We start from the raw sequence: 16,965 nt of genomic DNA, 5'->3' as shown, positions 1-16,965 counted from the left end.
TTGTTATGGAAAAAATATAAGCATCACTTTTTTATACCAAAGGCATTTTCGTGTAGAAAGTAGGAGAAAATTCGCGATAGGGTGGATCGGAAGCGCTCGGACGTGGCCTGACCGGGGCTCGTGCCGTTCGTGCGGTGGCATCGCCTCCCCTGTCGCCGGGGCAGAGTCCGGCCGATCGTGGCCGCTCAACTGTCGGAGACGGCTCGCGGCGACCCGAGTCCGCCGGGACCGGTCGGTTCCGGCCCGGCCGAGAGTGATCCCGGCCGGGGTGATCCCCGCCTGAAACGGGAGCGGGGCCGGGGCGCCGGAGCCGTCCTCCCGTCCTCGTCAGTTGTCGATCCCTCCGGCCGGTCCGCGTCCGGGGGTGATGCCGTCACTGATTCCGTCGCTGATGTTGCCCGTGCCGCTTCCCGTACCGCTTGCGCCACCGCCCGCCGTACCTCGACGGGCACCGCCGCCGCCGTCCTGGCCGCGCCTGGCGCGGCACCTGTCCGGGTTCTTCTTCTTCCTGCACGGCTTCTGGGCGGAGACCTGGGTGGAGGAGTCGGCCGCGGCCACGGTGGCCGCGGCGGTGAACGTGGCCGGCATGGTGACGGGCGCGACGAGGGCGGTGGCCGCCATCGCCCCGGCCGCGAGAACGTTGCTGAGTCTGGTCATGGCGGACCACCCCGTGTCGAATCGGTGGCGCCCCGGGCGATGCCCGGGCCTGCGGAGCGCCGTACCGGCATCGAGGGTGACGCGGGTACGGCGCGGGACCTGTCTCCACGGTAGGCACGCGAGCCCGCCCGGGTCGGCCATCGGACCCCAAAGCCTCGGGAGGGCGGGATTACCCGCCGGTAGCGGAGCGGAGCGCCCGGTCACGCTGGGTCGCCGTGTCCTGCCGGAACGCGTCCGCCGGAAGGCCTCCGCGGGGGGGGGCGGACCACAAAGCCCCCATAGATCGCCGGGACCGAGGCGGCTCCGTGGAGGGGCCCTCCCTACCTTCCGGCCCCTTGTCTTTGGTGCATCGTCGCAGGTCCGGCAGCGGCGAAGGTCGTCGTCGGCCCTCCCTCCCACGGCCGGTGTTGACGGACACCTTCTTCGCTCCTATGGTTCATTACAAGAGTAATGAACCAGCTAGGCGGGTGTTCATGTTCGATGATCAAAGTCCCATCTATCGGCAGATCGCCGATCGCATCAAGACCGAGGTGTTGAACGGGACGCTGAGCGGCGGCGACCAGGTCATGTCGACCAACCGGTACGCCGCCTTCTACCGGATCAACCCCGCCACGGCGGCCAAGGCGTTCCAGCAGCTGGTCGACGAGGGCGTTCTCTACAAGAAACGAGGCATCGGCATGTTCGTCAGTCCGGACGCCCGGGAGGCGCTCAGGACCCGGCGACGGGAGAGCTTCTTCGCCGAGGTGGTCGCACCGATGGTGGCCGAGGCGAAGGTGATCGGCATCCCCCTGACCGACATCGTGAAGCGGATCAACGAGCTGGAGGAGCACGCATGAACATCGTGGCCGACGGACTGAGAGTGGACTACGGAACCGTCAGGGCGGTCGACGGCGTCACGTTCTCCCTCGACGGCGGCAAGATATACGGCCTCCTGGGACGCAACGGATCGGGCAAGACCAGCCTGCTGTCGGTGCTGGCCGCCTTCCGCAAGCAGTCGGGGGGCACGGTGCGGGTCGGGGGCCGTCCCGTGTTCGAGAACGCGGACGTCACCCGCGACATCTGCCTGATCCGCGACGCGGGCGAGACGGTCGACATCGGCACCGCCGCGGACGCGCTCGACTTCGCCGAGTGGCTCCGCCCGAACTGGGACGCGGAGTACGCCCACGCGCTGATGGACCGGTTCGCGCTGAAGCGGAACGCGAACGTCAAGGCCATGTCCAAGGGGCAGCGGTCGGCGCTGGGGGTGGTGGTGGGCCTGGCCTCGCGGGCGCCGCTGACCATGTTCGACGAGTCCTACATCGGGATGGACGCCCCCGCCCGGTACGCCTTCTACGACGCCCTGCTCGCCGACTACATGGAGCACCCGCGCACGATCATCCTCTCCACCCACCTGATCGGGGAGGTCAGCTCGCTGTTCGAGGAGGTCCTGATCATCAACCGGGGCAGGCTGCTCCTGCACGAGCGGAGCGAGACCCTGCTCGCGCGGGGCACCTCGGTCACCGGGCCGGTGGCCGCGGTCGACGCCTTCACCACCGGGCTGACGGTGCTGAACACCGACCGGCTGGGCCCGACCAAGGTGGCCATGGTCTACGGCGACCTCGACGAGACCTCGCGCCGCAAGGCCGTCGAGGCCGGGCTCGAACTCGGCCCGATCGCCATGCAGGACCTGTTCGTCCGCCTCACCGACCCCGACCCCGCCACCCTCAACGCCCCCGTCCCCACCGAGCCCGCCGGAGAGGTCCGATGAGATTCCCGAGCCGCCTTCTGGGCGCCCCCCTGATCTACACCGCCTTCATGTGGGCGGGGTTCTACGTACTGGTCGCGCTGATCACGATCGGTGTGGCGATCTTCGGAACGCTCAGGATCAGCGGGTGGGAGGTCGCCACCCAGATCCCCCGCTGGCTCGCCCTGTTCATCGGCGTCTCCCTGATCAGGGAGTTCCTCCCGCTCTACATTGCGCACGGGCAGACCCGCAGGGAGTTCGGCGCGCAGGCCGCGGTCACCGTCGTGCTGTACGCGCCCGCGTTCTCCGCCCTGATCACCCTGGGCTACCTGCTGGAGTCGCTCCTGTACGGCCTGCTCGGCCGGCCGCAGACGCTGACGAGCGTCCACCTGTTCTCCTCGCCGACCCAGGTGCCGCTGATCTTCACCGAGTACCTCGTCCAGGGGCTGACCTGGATGGTCGCCGGGGTGCTCATGGCGGCGGCGTTCTACCGCTGGCAGGCCGCCGGGATGCTCTCCCTGCCGTTCGGCATCGCGCTGGTCGTGCTGGGGGAGTCGGCCATCGGAGGGAACCTGCGGCTGCCGTTCTTCACCTCGGCGCTGGACTTCGACCTCGCGCCGAGCGTCCCGATGGCCCTGGGCGTCGGCCTCGGCTGCCTCCTGGTCGGCCTGGCGCTCACCTGGCCGATCATCCGCGACGTCCCGCTCCGCAACAGGGTCTCCTGAGCGCGGGACGCCTCCCGCGGGCCTTCGCGCCGGTCCGTTCTCAGGACCGGCGCAGCAGCCCGACCCCGACGTAGCCGTCCACGCCCGGGAGCTGGGGAAGCCGGGGGTGCTCCGCCTCAGGACGCCAGTCGTCGGTGGAGACCAGGCCGGGTTCCACCAGGTCGAAGCCGTCGAAGAAACGCATGATCTCCTCGTGCGAGCGGGGCGTCGCGGAACCCGCGGAGGTCTTGGTGTAGAGCGCGCGGCCCTCGCGGACCTTGTCCTCGGGGAGATCGCCGAAGGACAGGTGGCTGATCGCCACGCAACTGCCGGGGGCGAGGCGGTCGCGCAACGTCGTGACGATCCGCTCGGCCACGTCGTTCTCCGGGATGAAGTGCAGGACGGCCAGCATGAGCAGGCCCACCGGCCGGTCGAAGTCGATGTGGGCGTTGACCTCGGGGTCGTCGAGGACGGCCAGGGGCGCCCGCAGGTCGCCGTTCAGGACGATGGTCTGCCCGTTGTCGGCCAGCAGGGCACGTCCGTGGGCGAGCACGATGGGATCGTTGTCGATGTAGACGACGCGGGAATCGGGGGCCAGGCCCAGCGCCACCTGGTGCACGTTCTCCTGCGTGGGAAGCCCGGCGCCGATGTCGAGGAACTGGCGGACGCCCGCCTCGGTCATGAACCGCACGGCCCGGCGCAGGAAGCGCCGGTTGGCCCGGACCCCCTCCTTGGCGTTGGGGGTGATCTCGAGAAGCCTCTCGGCCGCCGTACGGTCGGAGACGAAGTTGTCCTTACCGCCGAGAAGGTAGTCGTATATCCGGGCGACGCTCGGAACGTTGGGGTCGATCTCCAGCGGCACGTGCGTCATGTGCGTCCATCCCATGCTCAATGCGTCACTCGTTGATCTTAAGGTAACGGATGAAGCGGGTGATGTTGCCACAAGGGTTCAAAGCGGAACGAAGCAGGCGATCGGCCATGGGCCGAGTATCCGGGCCCGCATACGGGGGACAACCCGAAACCGGCACGGCGGCGCTCCCGGTGGTGCCGCGCGGCCCGCAGGCCGATCGAAGCCTATGAACTGACCAAACGGTACGGCGGCCGGGCCGTGGTCGAGGACCTGTCCTTCAGTGTCCGGGCCGGCCGGGTCACCGGTTTCCTCGGGCCCAACGGGGCGGGGAACACCACGCCCGCCCGGCCCACCGGCCCCGTCAGGTCCACCGTGCCCGTCGCGCGCGCCGGGTTCGGCCACCTGATGGCCTCGGAGTGTCGGAGTGGACGAAGAGGGGTGCTCCGCGCGGTGGCGGGCGCCGGTCTCTACCTGGCCCTGCAGGCGCTGTTCGCGCTCGCGATCGGCGCGCTGCTGCGGCACACGGCCGCGGCGATCACCTGCGTCCTGGCCCTGGTGCTGGTGGTGCCCAACCTCCTGCTCATGCTGCCCGGTGAGACGGGCAGGACGATCCACTCCCTCTTCCCCACCGTGGTGGGCTGGGCGATCCTCGCCGGTGACGCCCGACAGGTCGTGTTCCTCTCCCCCTGGGCGGGGCTCGGCGTCCTCGCGCTGTGGACCGCCGCGCTGCTGGCACCGGCGGCCTGCCTGCTCAGGCGGCGCGACGCCTGAACGGGGCCGGAGGGGCTCGTAGGTCCTGGGCGTGGTGGCGACGCGTTCCTCGTCCCGCCGTTTCCCGGACCGGGAGGGGAAGACCCGTCCCTGGAAAAATCGTCCGCGGGCGACGATTCCGCCCCGTGGCGGGAGTCCTGTCCATGACCGTTCCCATCGATCACCGTGAGGACTCCCGTGACCCACGACAGGACACCGTCCGACAGGACCGCTCCGGAGCCGAAGCCGGATTCCCGCCGCGCGTCCGGCCTCTGGCCGCTGGTCCACGCCGAGCGGGCGGCCCTGGCGGCCGACCTGGCGGAGCTGACCGACGAGCGGTGGGCGACGCCGTCGCTGTGCACCGGGCTGACCGTACGCGAGGTGCTGGCGCACCTCACCTCGGGAGCGAGCCTCACCCCGCTGCGGTGGATGGCGGGCGTGATCCGCTGCCGGTTCGACTTCGACAGGCAGAACGCCATGCGGCTCGCCGAGGAACTGGGCGCGACCGGGGCCGAGACGCACGACAGGTTCCGCCGCGTCGTCACGAGCACCACCAAGCCACCCATCCCGGTCATCGCGATGCTGGGGGAGACGATCCTGCACGCGGAGGACATCCGGCGACCACTGGGCATCCGCCACGACTACCCGATCGGGACCCTCACCCGGCTGGCCGAGTACTACCGGGGCAGCGACTTCGTCGTCCTCGCCAAGGGACGGATCACCGGCCTGCGGCTCGTCGCCGACGACGGCCCCTTCGCGACCGGCTCCGGTCCGCTCGTGGCCGGCACCACCCTGGCGCTCACGATGGCCATGACCGGGCGCATGGCGTACTGCGACGACCTCCACGGCGACGGCGTCGCGATCCTGCGCGAGCGCGGTGAGATGGGATGACCGGGAGCCCGCACCCCGGGCGCCGCCGACGGGCCGGGTGCGTCGACGGGGACGGACGGCTCACGGCCGGGGCGCGGCCTCCGCCAGGATCTTCGCGACCCGGTCCACGTCGGCCTCGGTGGTGCGCCAGTTGCTGAACGCGGCGCGCAGCGCGGGCACGCCGTCGTGGACGGTCGTCGTCAGGAAGGCCTCTCCCGACCCGGTGACGGCGTCGGCGACCTCGTCGATCCGGTCCGGGGTGGAGGCGAGGGTGAAGCAGACCACGTTGAGCCGGACCGGCGCCAGCAGCCGGTAGGCGGGCATCGCGGCGATCCGCTCGCCGAGACCGGCGGCGAGGTCGATGTCACGCCGGACGATCTCCGCGTGTCCCTCGCGCCCGTACGCGGCCAGCGTGAACCAGGCCGGAAGGGCGCGCAGGCGCCGCGAGTTCTCCGGCGTCAGGTGCACGAAGTCGGGGTCCTCGCCCAGCGGGGTGAGGTAGGCGGCCGCGTTGCGGAAGACGCGTACCTGCAGGTTACGGCGGCGGGTGAACTGGACCGCGCTGTCGTAGGGCACGTTCAGCCACTTGTGCAGGTCCACGCAGACCGAGTCGGCCTCGCCCAGGCCCGCGACCAGGTGGGCGTGCCCGGCCGACAGCGCGGCGAAGGCCCCGAACGCGGCGTCCACGTGCAGCCAGAACGGGTGACGCTCGCGCAGGGCGGCGATGGCGCGCAGGTCGTCGAAGTCGACGGTGTTCACCGTCCCGGCGTTGGCGACCACGATCGCCGGGGCCCCGCCGAGCCGGTCCAGCCGCTCCAGCTCCCGGGCGAGCAGGTCCACGTCCACCGCCTCCCGGCCCGGCAGGACGCCGACCCGCCGGATCGCCGAGCGTCCCAGCCCGAGCACGGACAGCGCCTTGGCGACGCTGGAGTGCGGGCTTCCCGACAGCACCGTCACCGGCCCGAGCGCGGCCGTGCCCTCCTCGGCCACCGACACGCCGCGTACCTCGCCCAGCCACTCCCTGGCGATCGCCAGGCCCGCGAGGTTGGACATGGTCGCGCCGCTGACGAACACCCCCTCGTGCTCCCGGGGCAGACCGAAGAGGTCGCGCAGCCAGGTGACCGTCTCCCGTTCGAGGTCGGGGGCGAGCGAGTCCAGCCCCGAGGTGGGGTTCTGGTCGAGTGTGCCGGTCAGCCAGTCGCCCGCCAGCGCCGCGGGCGTCGCGCCGCCCGTGACGAACCCCAGGTAGCGGGGGCCCGGACCGGCCGCGAAGCCCGGCTCCCACCGCGTCGCGAACACCTCCATCGCCCGCTCCAGGCCGATCCCGGCCCCGGGTAGCGGCGCGGGCTCCGGCCGCACCGGCACCCGTGCGGCCGGCCGGTCGTCCAGGCCGTCCAGGATGCGCACGGCGTACGCGCTGACGGCCTCCATCAGCTCGGGCACGCGGGCACGATCGGCTCCCAGAGGGTCGCGGGCGTGCCCGGATTCCGGAAGGTCATGGGCGTGCTCGGCCCCCAGGGGGTCACGGGCATACCCGGCTTCCGGAAGGTCGCGGGCGTGCTCCGCTCCTGGAAGGTCGTTCGAAAGTGCGGGGACGCGCGGGGTGGCCGGGCCGGGTGTGGCGTTCATGCTCCGACGCTAGGAGGCAGGCCGGGTCCGTGTCCTGGTCCAATTGCGGCAAACTGGACCGGTGTTCACGGATGTCCTGACGGGATGGCGGCGCCCGGGAAGCCCCCTGGCGGACGCGCTGGCCGCCGCGCTGCGCGAGGCCGTGCTCGACGGGCGCGTACGGGTCGGGGACCGGTTGCCCTCGGAGCGCAGGCTGGCCACCGAGCTCGCGGTGAGCCGGGGAACGGTGGTCGCGGCCCTGTCCCGGCTGCGCGAGGAGGGCTGGATCGTCACCGGGCAGGGCAGCGGGAGCAGGGTGCGGCTGCCGCGCGACCTCGGCGAGCGCTACGCGCCGCTGTCGGTGGACGGCCGGGGCCCGCTCCTCGACCTGCGCCGAGCCCTCCCGGCCGCCCCGCGCGCGCTCGTCACCGGCGCGGTCACCCGCGCGCTCGCCAGGTCGGCGGGACTGCTGCTGGAGAGCGGTGAGCCCGGTGCCGGGCTGCCCGAGCTGCGCGAGCTGATCGCCCGGCGCCACACCGCCGAGGGGACGCCCACCCGGCCCGGGCAGATCCTGGTCACCTCCGGGGCCCGCGCCGCGCTGGCGCTGCTGGCCGCCCATCTGGGCCCGCGCAGGATCGTGGTGGAGAACCCCTCCTTCTTCGACACCCTGACGATGCTGCGGCGCCTCGGCGTCCGGACCGTCCCGGCACGCGTCACCGGGCAGGGCTGGGACCCCGGCGCGCTGGCCACCGCGTTCCGCGAGGCCGCGAGGGGAGCGGCCCTGCTGACCCCCGACTTCCAGAACCCGACCGGGGCGCTGATGGACGCCCGTACCCGCGCGGAGGTCGCGGAGCTGGCCGCGCGGCACGGGGTGACCGTGATCGTGGACGAGACCATGCGCGACCTGGACCTGCGCGACCGGGCGGCGCCCGAACCCCGTGTCGGCGGGGCCGTCACGATCGGTTCCCTGAGCAAGACCGTGTGGGGCGGGCTGCGCGTCGGCTGGATCCGCGGCCCGGCCGGGCTGATCCGCGCGCTCCTCCTCGACCCCGTCAGCGGCCTGTACGCCCCGCCGCCCCTGGAACAGCTCGTGGCCTGCGAGATCCTCCCCCTCCTGGACGGGCTGCTGGTCCAGCGCAGGGGCGAGCTGCGGCGCCAGCGCGACCACCTGGCCGCGAGCCTGGAGGCGGACGGGTGGGACTTCGCCCTCCCGCCGGGCGGCCTGGCGCTGTGGCTGCGCCTGGACGGGACGGCGGGGGAGACCCTCGCGGCCCGGGCGGCCGAGATCGGGCTCAGCCTGCTGCCGGGCTCGGCCTTCTCCCCGGACGGGACCCTGACCGGCCGGCTACGGGTGCCCTACACCGCTCCGGTCGAGACCCTCGACCGGGTCGTCGAGCACCTGCGGCGGGCCCACAGGTCCTGAAGGCTGTACACCGGGCCGCAGGCGGGGAGCCGGGCCCACCGGCGGCCGTGCGCCGCCTGGGACGCGGACACACTCGACCGGCCGGGACGCGGACACACCCGACCGGCCGGGACGCGGACGCGCTCAACCGGCCGGGTGCGGACGGGCCCGACCGCCCAGGGACACGGACAGCCCGATCGCCCGTAACACGGACGGGCCCGTCCGCCGGGACGGGCGCCGCCGTCCTTACTCGGCACCGTCACAACTGTGTTCACTTCTGTCACGCCGATGGACGCCTGTTTTGCGAACAGGACGCCGACATTCTGGGATGATCGCCGGATATCCTGTCGGACATCGAGAATGACGGACAGTGACAGATGCCCCCCATCGATGACATCACCGCCTTCGCCTCGGCCCAGCCGGTTCTGACGGCCATCGCCGGAGTGTTCGCGCTCCTCGTCCTGGTCGCGGCGTACTTCGTGGTCCGCGCCGTCCAGCGCGCGGCGGTCCGCTTCTATCACCGTCACATCGCCCCCCGCCCGGCGGAGGACATCCTCACCATCGTCGCGGCCAGCATCGCGACCGGCGTCTCCGCCCAGGGCATGTGGCGCTTCTCCGGTGACGTGCTCGGCTTCGACGGCCCGCTGCGGCTGCTGCTCTTCGCCTTCATCGAGGTCGCCGTCATCACCAGCGCGGTCCGGGCCCGCCGCAACATGCGGGAGAACTTCTCCGCCGGTATCGACGGCGTCGCCGTGTGGACGCTGACCGGGCTGACCGCGGTGCTGTCGAGCATGGACGCCCGCAGCGTCGCCGAGGCCGTCTTCCGGCTCGCCGCCCCCCTGGTCGCGGCCTGGCTGTGGGAGCGCGGCATGGCGATCGAACGCCACCGCATCACCGGGCGTTCCCGGATCAACTGGAGGATCACCCCGGAGCGGGCCCTGGTCCGCATCGGCCTGGCCGAGGTCAGTGACCGTACGGCGAGCGAGGTGGACGCGCACCGCAGGCTGACCCGGGTCGCGCTGGCCGCCAAGCGCGCCCGCGCGCTGCGTGCCGCCGGGGCGTCCGAGCGGAAGATGCGCTCGGCCCTGACCAAGCTGGACCGTGCCATGGACCGGGCGGTGGAGCACACCGGGCTGGCGGCCGACCCCGCGCGCCAGGAGGCCCTGCTCTCCCAGATCGGCGCCCTCTACAACACCTCCGCGCTGATCGACCTCACGCCGCCCGTGCCGTGGAGCCCGGAGGCCGAGGAGCCGCAGTCGCGGGCGCGCGCCGCGGTGGCGGCCGGGCCGTCGGGCACACCGGGGGCGCGTTCGGCGATCGACGACGACGATGACGAGTTCCAGGTGCTGGACGTGCCGCCGCCGGTGGTCGACACCGCGCAGCGCGCGGCCCTGATGCGGGCCGCCCGGGAGTACTGGGACAAGCAGATCGAGCGCAGGTTCGTGCCCCGCGCCACCGACATCGCGCACGAGACCGGGGTCTCGCTGGCCAGTGCCCGCGAGTACCGGGCGCTGTGGAAGCTGGAGCCCAAGGCTCACGCGCTGCTGGAGGCGGCCTTCCACGAGCACGGGATCGTCGACACCGGCACCTTCCCCGCCATCGAGACCGAGCAGGTGCTGACCGTCAACGGCTCGTCGCCCGCGCGCTGACCCCTCACCGGGTCCTCGCCGGGCCCGCCCGCCGAGGGCCCGTCCCGGCCGGACCCGTGACGGCCGGTACGGGATCCGGCCGGTCAGGTGGACTCGCGGACGACCAGGGTCGTGGGCAGGATCACCGGCTCGACCCGCTCCGCGCCGTCGATCAGGGCGAGCAGCAGGCGGACGGTCTCCTCGGCGACCCGTTCCAGGGGCTGCCTGATCGTGGTGAGCGGCGGGTGGGTGGAGAGCGCCACCGCCGAGTCGTCGAATCCGCCCACCGCGACGTCCTCGGGCACCCGCCGCCCGGCGGCGCGCAGCGTGGACAGCGCGCCCGCGGCCATCAGGTCCGAGGCGACGAACACCGCGTCGAGGTCGGGGGCACGTTCCAGCAGGCGGGCCATGGCGCTCTCCCCGCCCAGCTGGGTGTAGTCGCCGTGCTCGATGAGCCGCCTGCTCGCCTTCCTGCCCAGGATGTCGCCGAAGCCCTCCAGCCGCAGCGCGCCGCCGGGGGTGTCCAGCGGGCCGGTGATGGTGGCGATCCGCCTGCGGCCCTGTTCGACCAGGTAGCGCGTCATCTGCCGGGCACCCTCGCGGTCGTCGGCCGCCGCGTACGGGATCACGTTCTCCCGGCCGATGACGGCGCCCTGTGCGACGGCGGGCACCGGGATGTCCACCAGCGCGTCCACCAGCTTGTCGCCGGCGTGCGGGGAGACCAGGAACACCCCGTCGGCGTGGCCGCCGCGCAGGTAGCGGATCACCCGGTCGCGGTCGCCGTCGTTCCCGGCGATCATCATCACCAGTGACACGTCCCGCTCGGCGAGGCGCCGGGTGGCGGTGCGCAGCAGCACGCTGTAGGTGGGGTCCTCGAACAGCCGCTCCTGCGGTTCCGACAGGACCATCACCACCGAGCCGGTCCGCTGGGTGACCAGGCTGCGGGCGGCGCGGTTGACGATGTACCCGGTCTCGGCGATGGCCCGCCTGACGGCGGCGTGCGAGGCCGGGCTGACGTAGCGGTCGTCGTTGAGGACCCGGGAGACCGTTCCCCGGGACACCCCCGCCACCGCCGCGACGTCGTGAATGGTCGGACGCTTCGCCATGCTGCCATTGTCCCCTCGGCCGGAGGCCCGCCGACCGCCGGGCGAGCCGGTCACTAGATTTTCACGGCCCCGCCGGCCAGGTCGGTCCGCCAGTAGCGCTGCATGGTCAGGAAGAGCGCGATCAGCGGGACGATCGACAGCAGCGTGCCGGTGAGGATCAGGTTGTACAGCGCGGGCTGGTTGGCCCCGGCCGCGAGCAGCGTGTAGAGGCCCACGGTCAGCGGGAACCTCTGGTCGTCGCCCAGCATGATGAACGGCAGCAGGAAGTTGTTCCAGATCGCGACGAACTGGAACAGGAAGACGGTCACCATGCCCGGCAGCATCAGCGGCAGGGCCACCCGGCGCAGCAGCGTCAGGTGACCGGCGCCGTCGATGCGGCCCGCCTCCAGCAGGACGTCCGGGACGGCCGCCCCGGCGTAGACGCGCGCGAGATAGATGCCGTACGGGCTCAGGATCTGCGGGAGCAGGACCGACCAGTAGGTGTCGGCGAGCCCGGCGCGGGAGAACAGCAGGTACTGCGGGATGGCCAGCACCACGGACGGCATCAGCACGCCGCCGAGCAGCAGGTTGAAGATGAGGTTCCGGCCGGGGAAGCGGTACTTGGCCAGGGCGTAGCCGGAGATCGCGGAGACGGCGGTGGACAGCAGGGCGCCGCCGCCCGCGTACAGCAGCGTGTTGAACATCCACAGCCAGAACACGCCGTCGCGGTAGGCGGCCAGGTCGGCGAGGTTGGACAGCAGGCCGGTCCCGGGCGCGAAGGTCGAGGTGGAGAACAGCTCCGCCTTGGACTTGGTGGCGGCCACCAGCACCCAGCCGACCGGCAGCAGGCAGTACAGCGCACCCAGCAGCAGGATCGCGGTCGGTGCGACCCCGAGCGGCCGGCGTCGCGGCGGGGCGGCGCGGCGGGGCCCGGCCGCGCTCTCCGGAAGGGTGGTGATGGCCATCAGCCCTCCCCTCCGAAGGCGCGGTCGCGGACCAGGCGCAGGAAGCCGAACGACAGGACCAGGGAGATCGCCGCGATGACGATCGAGGTGGCGGCGGCCGAGTAGAGGTCGCCGGTGACGAAGGCGTCGCGGTAGACCTTCATGAGCGGGCTCCAGGTCGAGCTGATCGTGTTCGTCAGCGGCCGCAGGGTGGTCGGCTCGGTGAACACCTGGACGGTGGCGATGATGGAGAACACCGTGGTGAGGATGAGCGCGGGCAGCAGGATCGGGATCTTGATCCGGAGCGCCACCTGCAGCTCGCTCGCCCCGTCCATCCTGGCGGCCTCGTAGTAGCTCCTGGGCACGGCCCGCAGGGCGGTGTAGAGCACCAGCATGTTGAAGCCGACGCCGCCCCAGACCGCGACGTTGGCCATGGAGAAGACCACCGCGCCGGTGCCGAGCAGGTCGACGTCGAGCACCTGGCGGATCGGGCTGAGGCTCGGCAGGTAGAGGAAGCCCCAGATCAGGCTGGCGGCCACGCCCGGGACCGCGTACGGCAGGAAGACGGCGATCCTGGAGAAGCGGGCCAGGCGCACGTGCGCGGAGTCCAGCAGCAGCGCGAACAGCAGCGCCAGGCCGAGCATGACCGCGAGCACCAGCAGGCCGTAGCCCAGCACGCGCAGCCAGCCCGCCCACAGCTCGGTGTCGCGCAGGGCGGCGGTGTAGTTGTCGAACCCCGCGTACACCTCACGGCGTGAGCCCTTGCCCAGGCCCAGTCCGGAGACCTTGGTGCGGCGCAGGCTCAGGTAGGCCGTGTAGACGACGGGAACGGCCATGAAGAGCGTGAACAGCGCCAGCGCGGGGGCGAGGAAGAGGTAGGGGACGGCGCCCGCGGTGCGGGCGCCGTCGTGCGGCCGTCTCATGGGGCGATCTGGAATCCGGACTTCTGCATGTCGGCGACCGTCGCCTCCTGCATCCTCCCGACGGCGTCGGAGAAGGCGGACCTGTCCTGGACGGCCTTGTCGAAGGCGTCCTTGAAGGCGTTGTACGTCACGTTGACGTTGGGCCCGAAGGTGAACCCGCGCGCGGTGGCGGAGATCGCGGCGGCCTGCCGCCAGAAGTCGGGCTGGTTGGAGAAGTAGTCCGGGGCCTCTCCGAGCAGGGTGCCGCCCTTGGTGGCGGCCGGGTAGACGGCGCCCTCCTTGACGAGCAGGGCCAGGGCCTCGGGGTCGGTGTTCAGCCAGGTCGCGAACTTCGCGGCGGCGGCCCGGTTGGCGGACTTGGCGGCGACCGCGGTGGAGGAGCCGCCCCAGAAGCCGCTGGTGTTCTCACCGGCGTTCCACTGCGGCAGCGGGGCGATCGCCCACCTCCCCTTGCCCTTGGGGGCGTTGCTGGACAGCACGCCGGGACCCCAGACGGCCGACGGCCAGGTCAGCAGCCTGCCGTCGTTGAGCGCCTTGTTCCACTCGGGGGTGAAGTAGGGCTGGTCGTCGACGACACCCTCCTTGACCAGTCCGCCCCAGTAGTCGGCGACCCTCCTGGTGGGCTCGTCGTCGACCGCGACCTTCCAGGACTCGCCGCTGATCGACCACCACCGGGCGCCGGCCTGCTGGGCGAGGCCGACGAAGGAGCCGGGGTCCTTGCTGGAGAAGGTGCCCAGGAACGCCCTGGGGTCCTTCTTCCGTACGGTGCGGGCGGCCTCGGCGTACTCGTCCCAGGTCTTGGGCACCTCGATGCCGTACTTCTCGAACAGGTCGCGGCGGTAGTAGAGCATCATCGGGCCGCTGTCCTGGGGGAGGGCGTAGACGGCGTCGGTGCCCAGGGTGACCAGCCCCCAGACACCCTCGCCGAACTCGCCCTTTGCCGCCGCCACCTCGGCGGTGATGTCGGCCACCGCGTCGGCGGCGACGAAGGAGGGCAGCATCTGGTACTCGGCCTGGACCAGGTCGGGGGGGTTGCCCGCCTTGGCGGCGGTCAGGAACTTGGCGGCGGCGTCGTCGCCCCCGGCCTGCTTGCTGATCGTCACCTTGATGCCGGGGTTCGCGGCGTTCCAGACCGCCGCGATCTTGTCCATGTTGGGGACCCAGCTCCAGTAGGTGAGCGTCACCGGGCCCGCGGGGGCGGAGCTCGGCGCGTTCTGCCCGGCCGGAGCGGCCGCGTTCTGCGCGCTGCCGGAACACCCGGCGGCCAGGGCCGCGGCGAGGACCGTGGCCGCCGCCACGACGAGCCGTTTCGTATGCATGTGTTCCTCCGTGTCGGGCGTTCGGGGGTGGGAGGCGGGGATCGGCCGCGAGGCGCTCCGGAGATGTCTGTGAACGTTCACAGAGTGAAATCCCGCGATACGCGCTGTCAATGACCGTTACGTTCTTGTTAAACCCCGATGTTCCCCGAGTTCTCGGCTTTGGGGTGTCGGCCTCTTCCCGGGATGTCGATCCTGCATTACTGTGCACGTTCACAGAAGACTTTTCGAGGGGGAGTCGTTGGCCGGATATCCCGTCCTGCCGGAGGGCATCGCGTACGGCGGGGACTACAACCCCGAGCAGTGGCCGGAGGAGGTCTGGCGCGAGGACGTCCGGCTGATGCGCGAGGCCGGGGTGAACCTGGTCAGCCTCGGCATCTTCACCTGGAGCCAGCTGGAGCCCGCCGAGGGCGTCCACGACTTCGGCAAACTGGACCGGATCATCGACCTGCTGGACGGCGCGGGCGTCAAGGTCGACCTGGCGACGCCGACCTCGTCCCCGCCCGCCTGGTTCAGGACGGCCTACCCGGCCTCCCGCCTCGTCGACCGGGAGGGCCACGTCATCGCCGGGGGGTCGCGGCACAGCTTCTGCCCCAGCTCACCGGAGTACGCCGCCGCCTCCGAGCGGATCGCCGGCCGGCTCGCAGCCCGCTACGCCGCCCACCCGGCGGTCGTCATGTGGCACGTCCACAACGAGTACGGCTGGGCGAACGCGCGCTGCTACTGCGAGACCTCGGCCGCGGCGTTCCGCGAGTGGCTGCGCGAGCGGCACGGGGACGTGGCAGCCCTCAACGCCGCGTGGGGCACCACGTTCTGGGGGCTGACCTACGGCTCGTTCGAGGAGGTGGAACCGCCCAGGCTCGGGCCGGCCGGCCAGCTCACCGCCCTGCAGCTCGACTACGCCCGCTTCTCGGTGGACGCGCACATCGCCAACTTCCGCCGTGAGCGCGACGCGGTCCGGCGCTTCGGCGCGCTGCCGGTCACCACCAACTTCATGATCCCCAACTGCGAGCCGATGGACTACTGGCGCTGGGCGGGCGAGGTGGACGTCGTCTCCAACGACCACTACCTCGACGCCGGGCGCGCCGACGGCCACATCGAGCTCGCCATGGCGGCCGACCTCACCCGCTCGGTGGCGGGCGGGCGGCCGTGGATGCTCATGGAGCACTCCACCGGTGCCGTCAACTGGCAGCCGCGCAACCTCGCCAAGCGGCCCGGGGAGATGCGGCGCAACAGCCTCGCGCACGTCGCCCGGGGGTCGGACTCGGTGCTGTTCTTCCAGTGGCGGGCCTCCCGCCACGGCGCGGAGAAGTTCCACTCGGCGATGCTGCCGCACGCCGGGACCGACTCCGGGCTGTGGCGCGACGTGGTCGCCCTCGGCGCCGAGCTGCGCGGCCTGGCCGGGGTGCGCGGCTCCCGGGTCGAGGCCGAGGTCGCGCTGGTGTGGGACTGGGAGTCGTACTGGGCGCTGGAGCTGGAGTGGCGTCCCTCGGTGGACCTGAGGTTCCGCGAGCGGGTGGAGGCCTTCTACGAGGCGCTCTGGCGCGAACACGTGACCGTCGACTTCGTCCACCCCTCCGCCGACCTGTCGGCGTACCGGCTGGTGGTCGCGCCGAGCTCGTACCTGCTCACCGAGGCGTCCGGCAAGAAACCTGCGCCGCTACGTCGAGGCCGGAGGTCACCTGGTCGTCTCGTACTTCTCCGGGATCGTCGACGAGAACGACACCATCCACCCGGGCGCCCACCCCGGCGCGCTGCGCGACGTGCTCGGCCTGTCGGTGGAGGAGTTCCACCCCCTGCCGGAGAACGGCACCGTCGGTGTCGCCGCCGCGGGCGAGGGTGGGGACGGGGATTCCGGCGACGGCGTCGAGGGCCGGACGAACATCCGGACGAACATCCGGATGAACGGCCGGATCTGGTCGGAGCGGATCCGCCTCGCCGGGGCGCGCGCCGTGGGCGTCTTCACCTGCGGGCCGGACGCGGGCCACCCCGCGGTGACCCGCCACGAGCTGGGAGCGGGCACTGCCTGGTACGTCGCGACCGCCCTCGACCCGGCCCCCGACCCGATCCCCGACCCGATCCCGGACGCGGCCCTCGACCCGGCCTCGGACCCGATCCCCGGCGCGGCTCCCGGCTCGGCCTCCGTCCCGATCCCCGGTCCGGCGTTCGACCCGGCCCTCATCCCGGTTCCCGGCGCGGCCTCCGCTTCCGGAGAGGACGGGGACCTGCGGGTGCTGCTGCGCGCGGTGCTCGACCGCGCGGGGGTCTCCCGCCCGCGTGGCCTGCCCGACACCCTCGAACGGGTGCGCCGGGGCCGCCACCTGTTCCTGCTCAACCACGGCGACCGGCCGGTCACGGTCCCGGAGGTGAACGGCACCGGCCTCCTCGACGGGGTGCGGCACACCGGATCGGCGACCGTACCGGCCGGCGGCGTCGTGGTCGTCGAGCTCGCCGGGAACACATGATCTCCCCCGCTGCCGCGCCGGCCACCTGACCGCGGCGCGT

At 72.1% G+C, this 16,965-nt stretch carries 15 protein-coding genes and 1 pseudogene; 9 read left to right on the top strand and 7 right to left on the bottom strand.

The features are described from left to right. Positions 1 to 327 precede the first annotated feature (327 nt). A complete protein-coding gene (locus ABD832_RS21090) occupies positions 328 to 657 on the bottom strand; it encodes a hypothetical protein (RefSeq protein ID WP_344898062.1) in 330 nt (109 codons plus the stop codon). Between the two features lie 473 nt (positions 658 to 1,130). On the opposite strand from ABD832_RS21090, the gene ABD832_RS21085 reads away from it, so the two are divergent. Genes ABD832_RS21085 through ABD832_RS21075 form a run of 3 tightly spaced genes read left to right on the top strand, consistent with a single transcriptional unit; the run spans position 1,131 to position 3,105 of the window. After that, positions 1,131 to 1,493 carry a GntR family transcriptional regulator gene (locus ABD832_RS21085; RefSeq protein ID WP_344898060.1) on the top strand — a complete coding sequence of 121 codons (363 nt, stop codon included), beginning with the start codon at positions 1,131 to 1,133 and terminating at the stop codon, positions 1,491 to 1,493. Next, positions 1,490 to 2,404: an ATP-binding cassette domain-containing protein gene (locus tag ABD832_RS21080; RefSeq protein ID WP_344898058.1), complete on the top strand. Its 915-nt coding sequence runs from the start codon at positions 1,490 to 1,492 to the stop codon at positions 2,402 to 2,404. The genes ABD832_RS21085 and ABD832_RS21080 overlap by 4 nt, the downstream gene beginning before the upstream one ends. Continuing rightward, a complete protein-coding gene (locus tag ABD832_RS21075) occupies positions 2,401 to 3,105 on the top strand; it encodes a hypothetical protein (RefSeq protein ID WP_344898057.1) in 705 nt (234 codons plus the stop codon). The genes ABD832_RS21080 and ABD832_RS21075 overlap by 4 nt, the downstream gene beginning before the upstream one ends. Before the next feature lie 40 nt (positions 3,106 to 3,145). Here the strand turns inward: ABD832_RS21075 and ABD832_RS21070 are convergent, their stop codons facing one another. Next, positions 3,146 to 3,970 carry an SAM-dependent methyltransferase gene (locus ABD832_RS21070; protein WP_344898055.1) on the bottom strand — a complete coding sequence of 275 codons (825 nt, stop codon included), beginning with the start codon at positions 3,968 to 3,970 and terminating at the stop codon, positions 3,146 to 3,148. A 222-nt stretch (positions 3,971 to 4,192) separates the two neighbouring features. Here ABD832_RS21070 and ABD832_RS42235 point away from each other — a divergent pair, with 222 nt between their 5' ends. Then, positions 4,193 to 4,705: a hypothetical protein gene (locus ABD832_RS42235; protein ID WP_425582622.1), complete on the top strand. Its 513-nt coding sequence runs from the start codon at positions 4,193 to 4,195 to the stop codon at positions 4,703 to 4,705. Positions 4,706 to 4,963: 258 nt separating this feature from the next. Further along, positions 4,964 to 5,575: a maleylpyruvate isomerase family mycothiol-dependent enzyme gene (locus ABD832_RS21060; RefSeq protein WP_344898153.1), complete on the top strand. Its 612-nt coding sequence runs from the start codon at positions 4,964 to 4,966 to the stop codon at positions 5,573 to 5,575. 60 nt (positions 5,576 to 5,635) lie between these two features. On the opposite strand, the gene ABD832_RS21055 is transcribed toward ABD832_RS21060, so the two are convergent. Beyond that, positions 5,636 to 7,183 carry a pyridoxal phosphate-dependent decarboxylase family protein gene (locus ABD832_RS21055; RefSeq protein WP_344898053.1) on the bottom strand — a complete coding sequence of 516 codons (1,548 nt, stop codon included), beginning with the start codon at positions 7,181 to 7,183 and terminating at the stop codon, positions 5,636 to 5,638. A gap of 61 nt (positions 7,184 to 7,244) precedes the next feature. On the opposite strand from ABD832_RS21055, the gene ABD832_RS21050 reads away from it, so the two are divergent. Beyond that, complete coding sequence (locus tag ABD832_RS21050; protein WP_344898051.1) at positions 7,245 to 8,585, top strand: aminotransferase-like domain-containing protein; 1,341 nt, start codon at positions 7,245 to 7,247, stop codon at positions 8,583 to 8,585. Between the two features lie 356 nt (positions 8,586 to 8,941). Then, positions 8,942 to 10,213, top strand: coding sequence for a hypothetical protein (locus ABD832_RS21045; protein WP_344898049.1), 1,272 nt, complete (start codon positions 8,942 to 8,944; stop codon positions 10,211 to 10,213). Positions 10,214 to 10,296: 83 nt separating this feature from the next. On the opposite strand, the gene ABD832_RS21040 is transcribed toward ABD832_RS21045, so the two are convergent. From ABD832_RS21040 to ABD832_RS21025, 4 genes are read right to left on the bottom strand one after another with little or no spacing between them, the layout of a single operon-like run. Further along, complete coding sequence (locus ABD832_RS21040) at positions 10,297 to 11,298, bottom strand: LacI family DNA-binding transcriptional regulator (protein WP_344898047.1); 1,002 nt, start codon at positions 11,296 to 11,298, stop codon at positions 10,297 to 10,299. Positions 11,299 to 11,351: 53 nt separating this feature from the next. Beyond that, a complete protein-coding gene (locus ABD832_RS21035; protein ID WP_344898045.1) occupies positions 11,352 to 12,242 on the bottom strand; it encodes a carbohydrate ABC transporter permease in 891 nt (296 codons plus the stop codon). Then, positions 12,242 to 13,144 carry a carbohydrate ABC transporter permease gene (locus ABD832_RS21030; protein ID WP_344898043.1) on the bottom strand — a complete coding sequence of 301 codons (903 nt, stop codon included), beginning with the start codon at positions 13,142 to 13,144 and terminating at the stop codon, positions 12,242 to 12,244. The genes ABD832_RS21035 and ABD832_RS21030 overlap by 1 nt, the downstream gene beginning before the upstream one ends. Next, positions 13,141 to 14,463, bottom strand: a complete 1,323-nt coding sequence (locus ABD832_RS21025) for an ABC transporter substrate-binding protein (RefSeq protein WP_344898041.1) — start codon at positions 14,461 to 14,463, stop codon at positions 13,141 to 13,143. The genes ABD832_RS21030 and ABD832_RS21025 overlap by 4 nt, the downstream gene beginning before the upstream one ends. Before the next feature lie 337 nt (positions 14,464 to 14,800). Between ABD832_RS21025 and ABD832_RS21020 the strand changes: the two are divergent. Together ABD832_RS21020 and ABD832_RS21015 are read left to right on the top strand one after the other, a co-directional pair. Continuing rightward, positions 14,801 to 16,051: pseudogene (locus ABD832_RS21020) on the top strand (beta-galactosidase); the annotation flags it as partial. A gap of 61 nt (positions 16,052 to 16,112) precedes the next feature. Then, positions 16,113 to 16,925 carry a beta-galactosidase trimerization domain-containing protein gene (locus tag ABD832_RS21015; protein WP_344898151.1) on the top strand — a complete coding sequence of 271 codons (813 nt, stop codon included), beginning with the start codon at positions 16,113 to 16,115 and terminating at the stop codon, positions 16,923 to 16,925. The last annotated feature ends 40 nt before the right edge of the window (positions 16,926 to 16,965 follow it).

This window comes from Streptosporangium longisporum, assembly GCF_039534895.1.
Taxonomy (GTDB): Bacteria; Actinomycetota; Actinomycetes; order Streptosporangiales; family Streptosporangiaceae; genus Streptosporangium; species Streptosporangium longisporum.
Note: the sequence above shows the minus strand (reverse complement) of the source record. Positions and strands in the feature narration are given on the sequence as shown.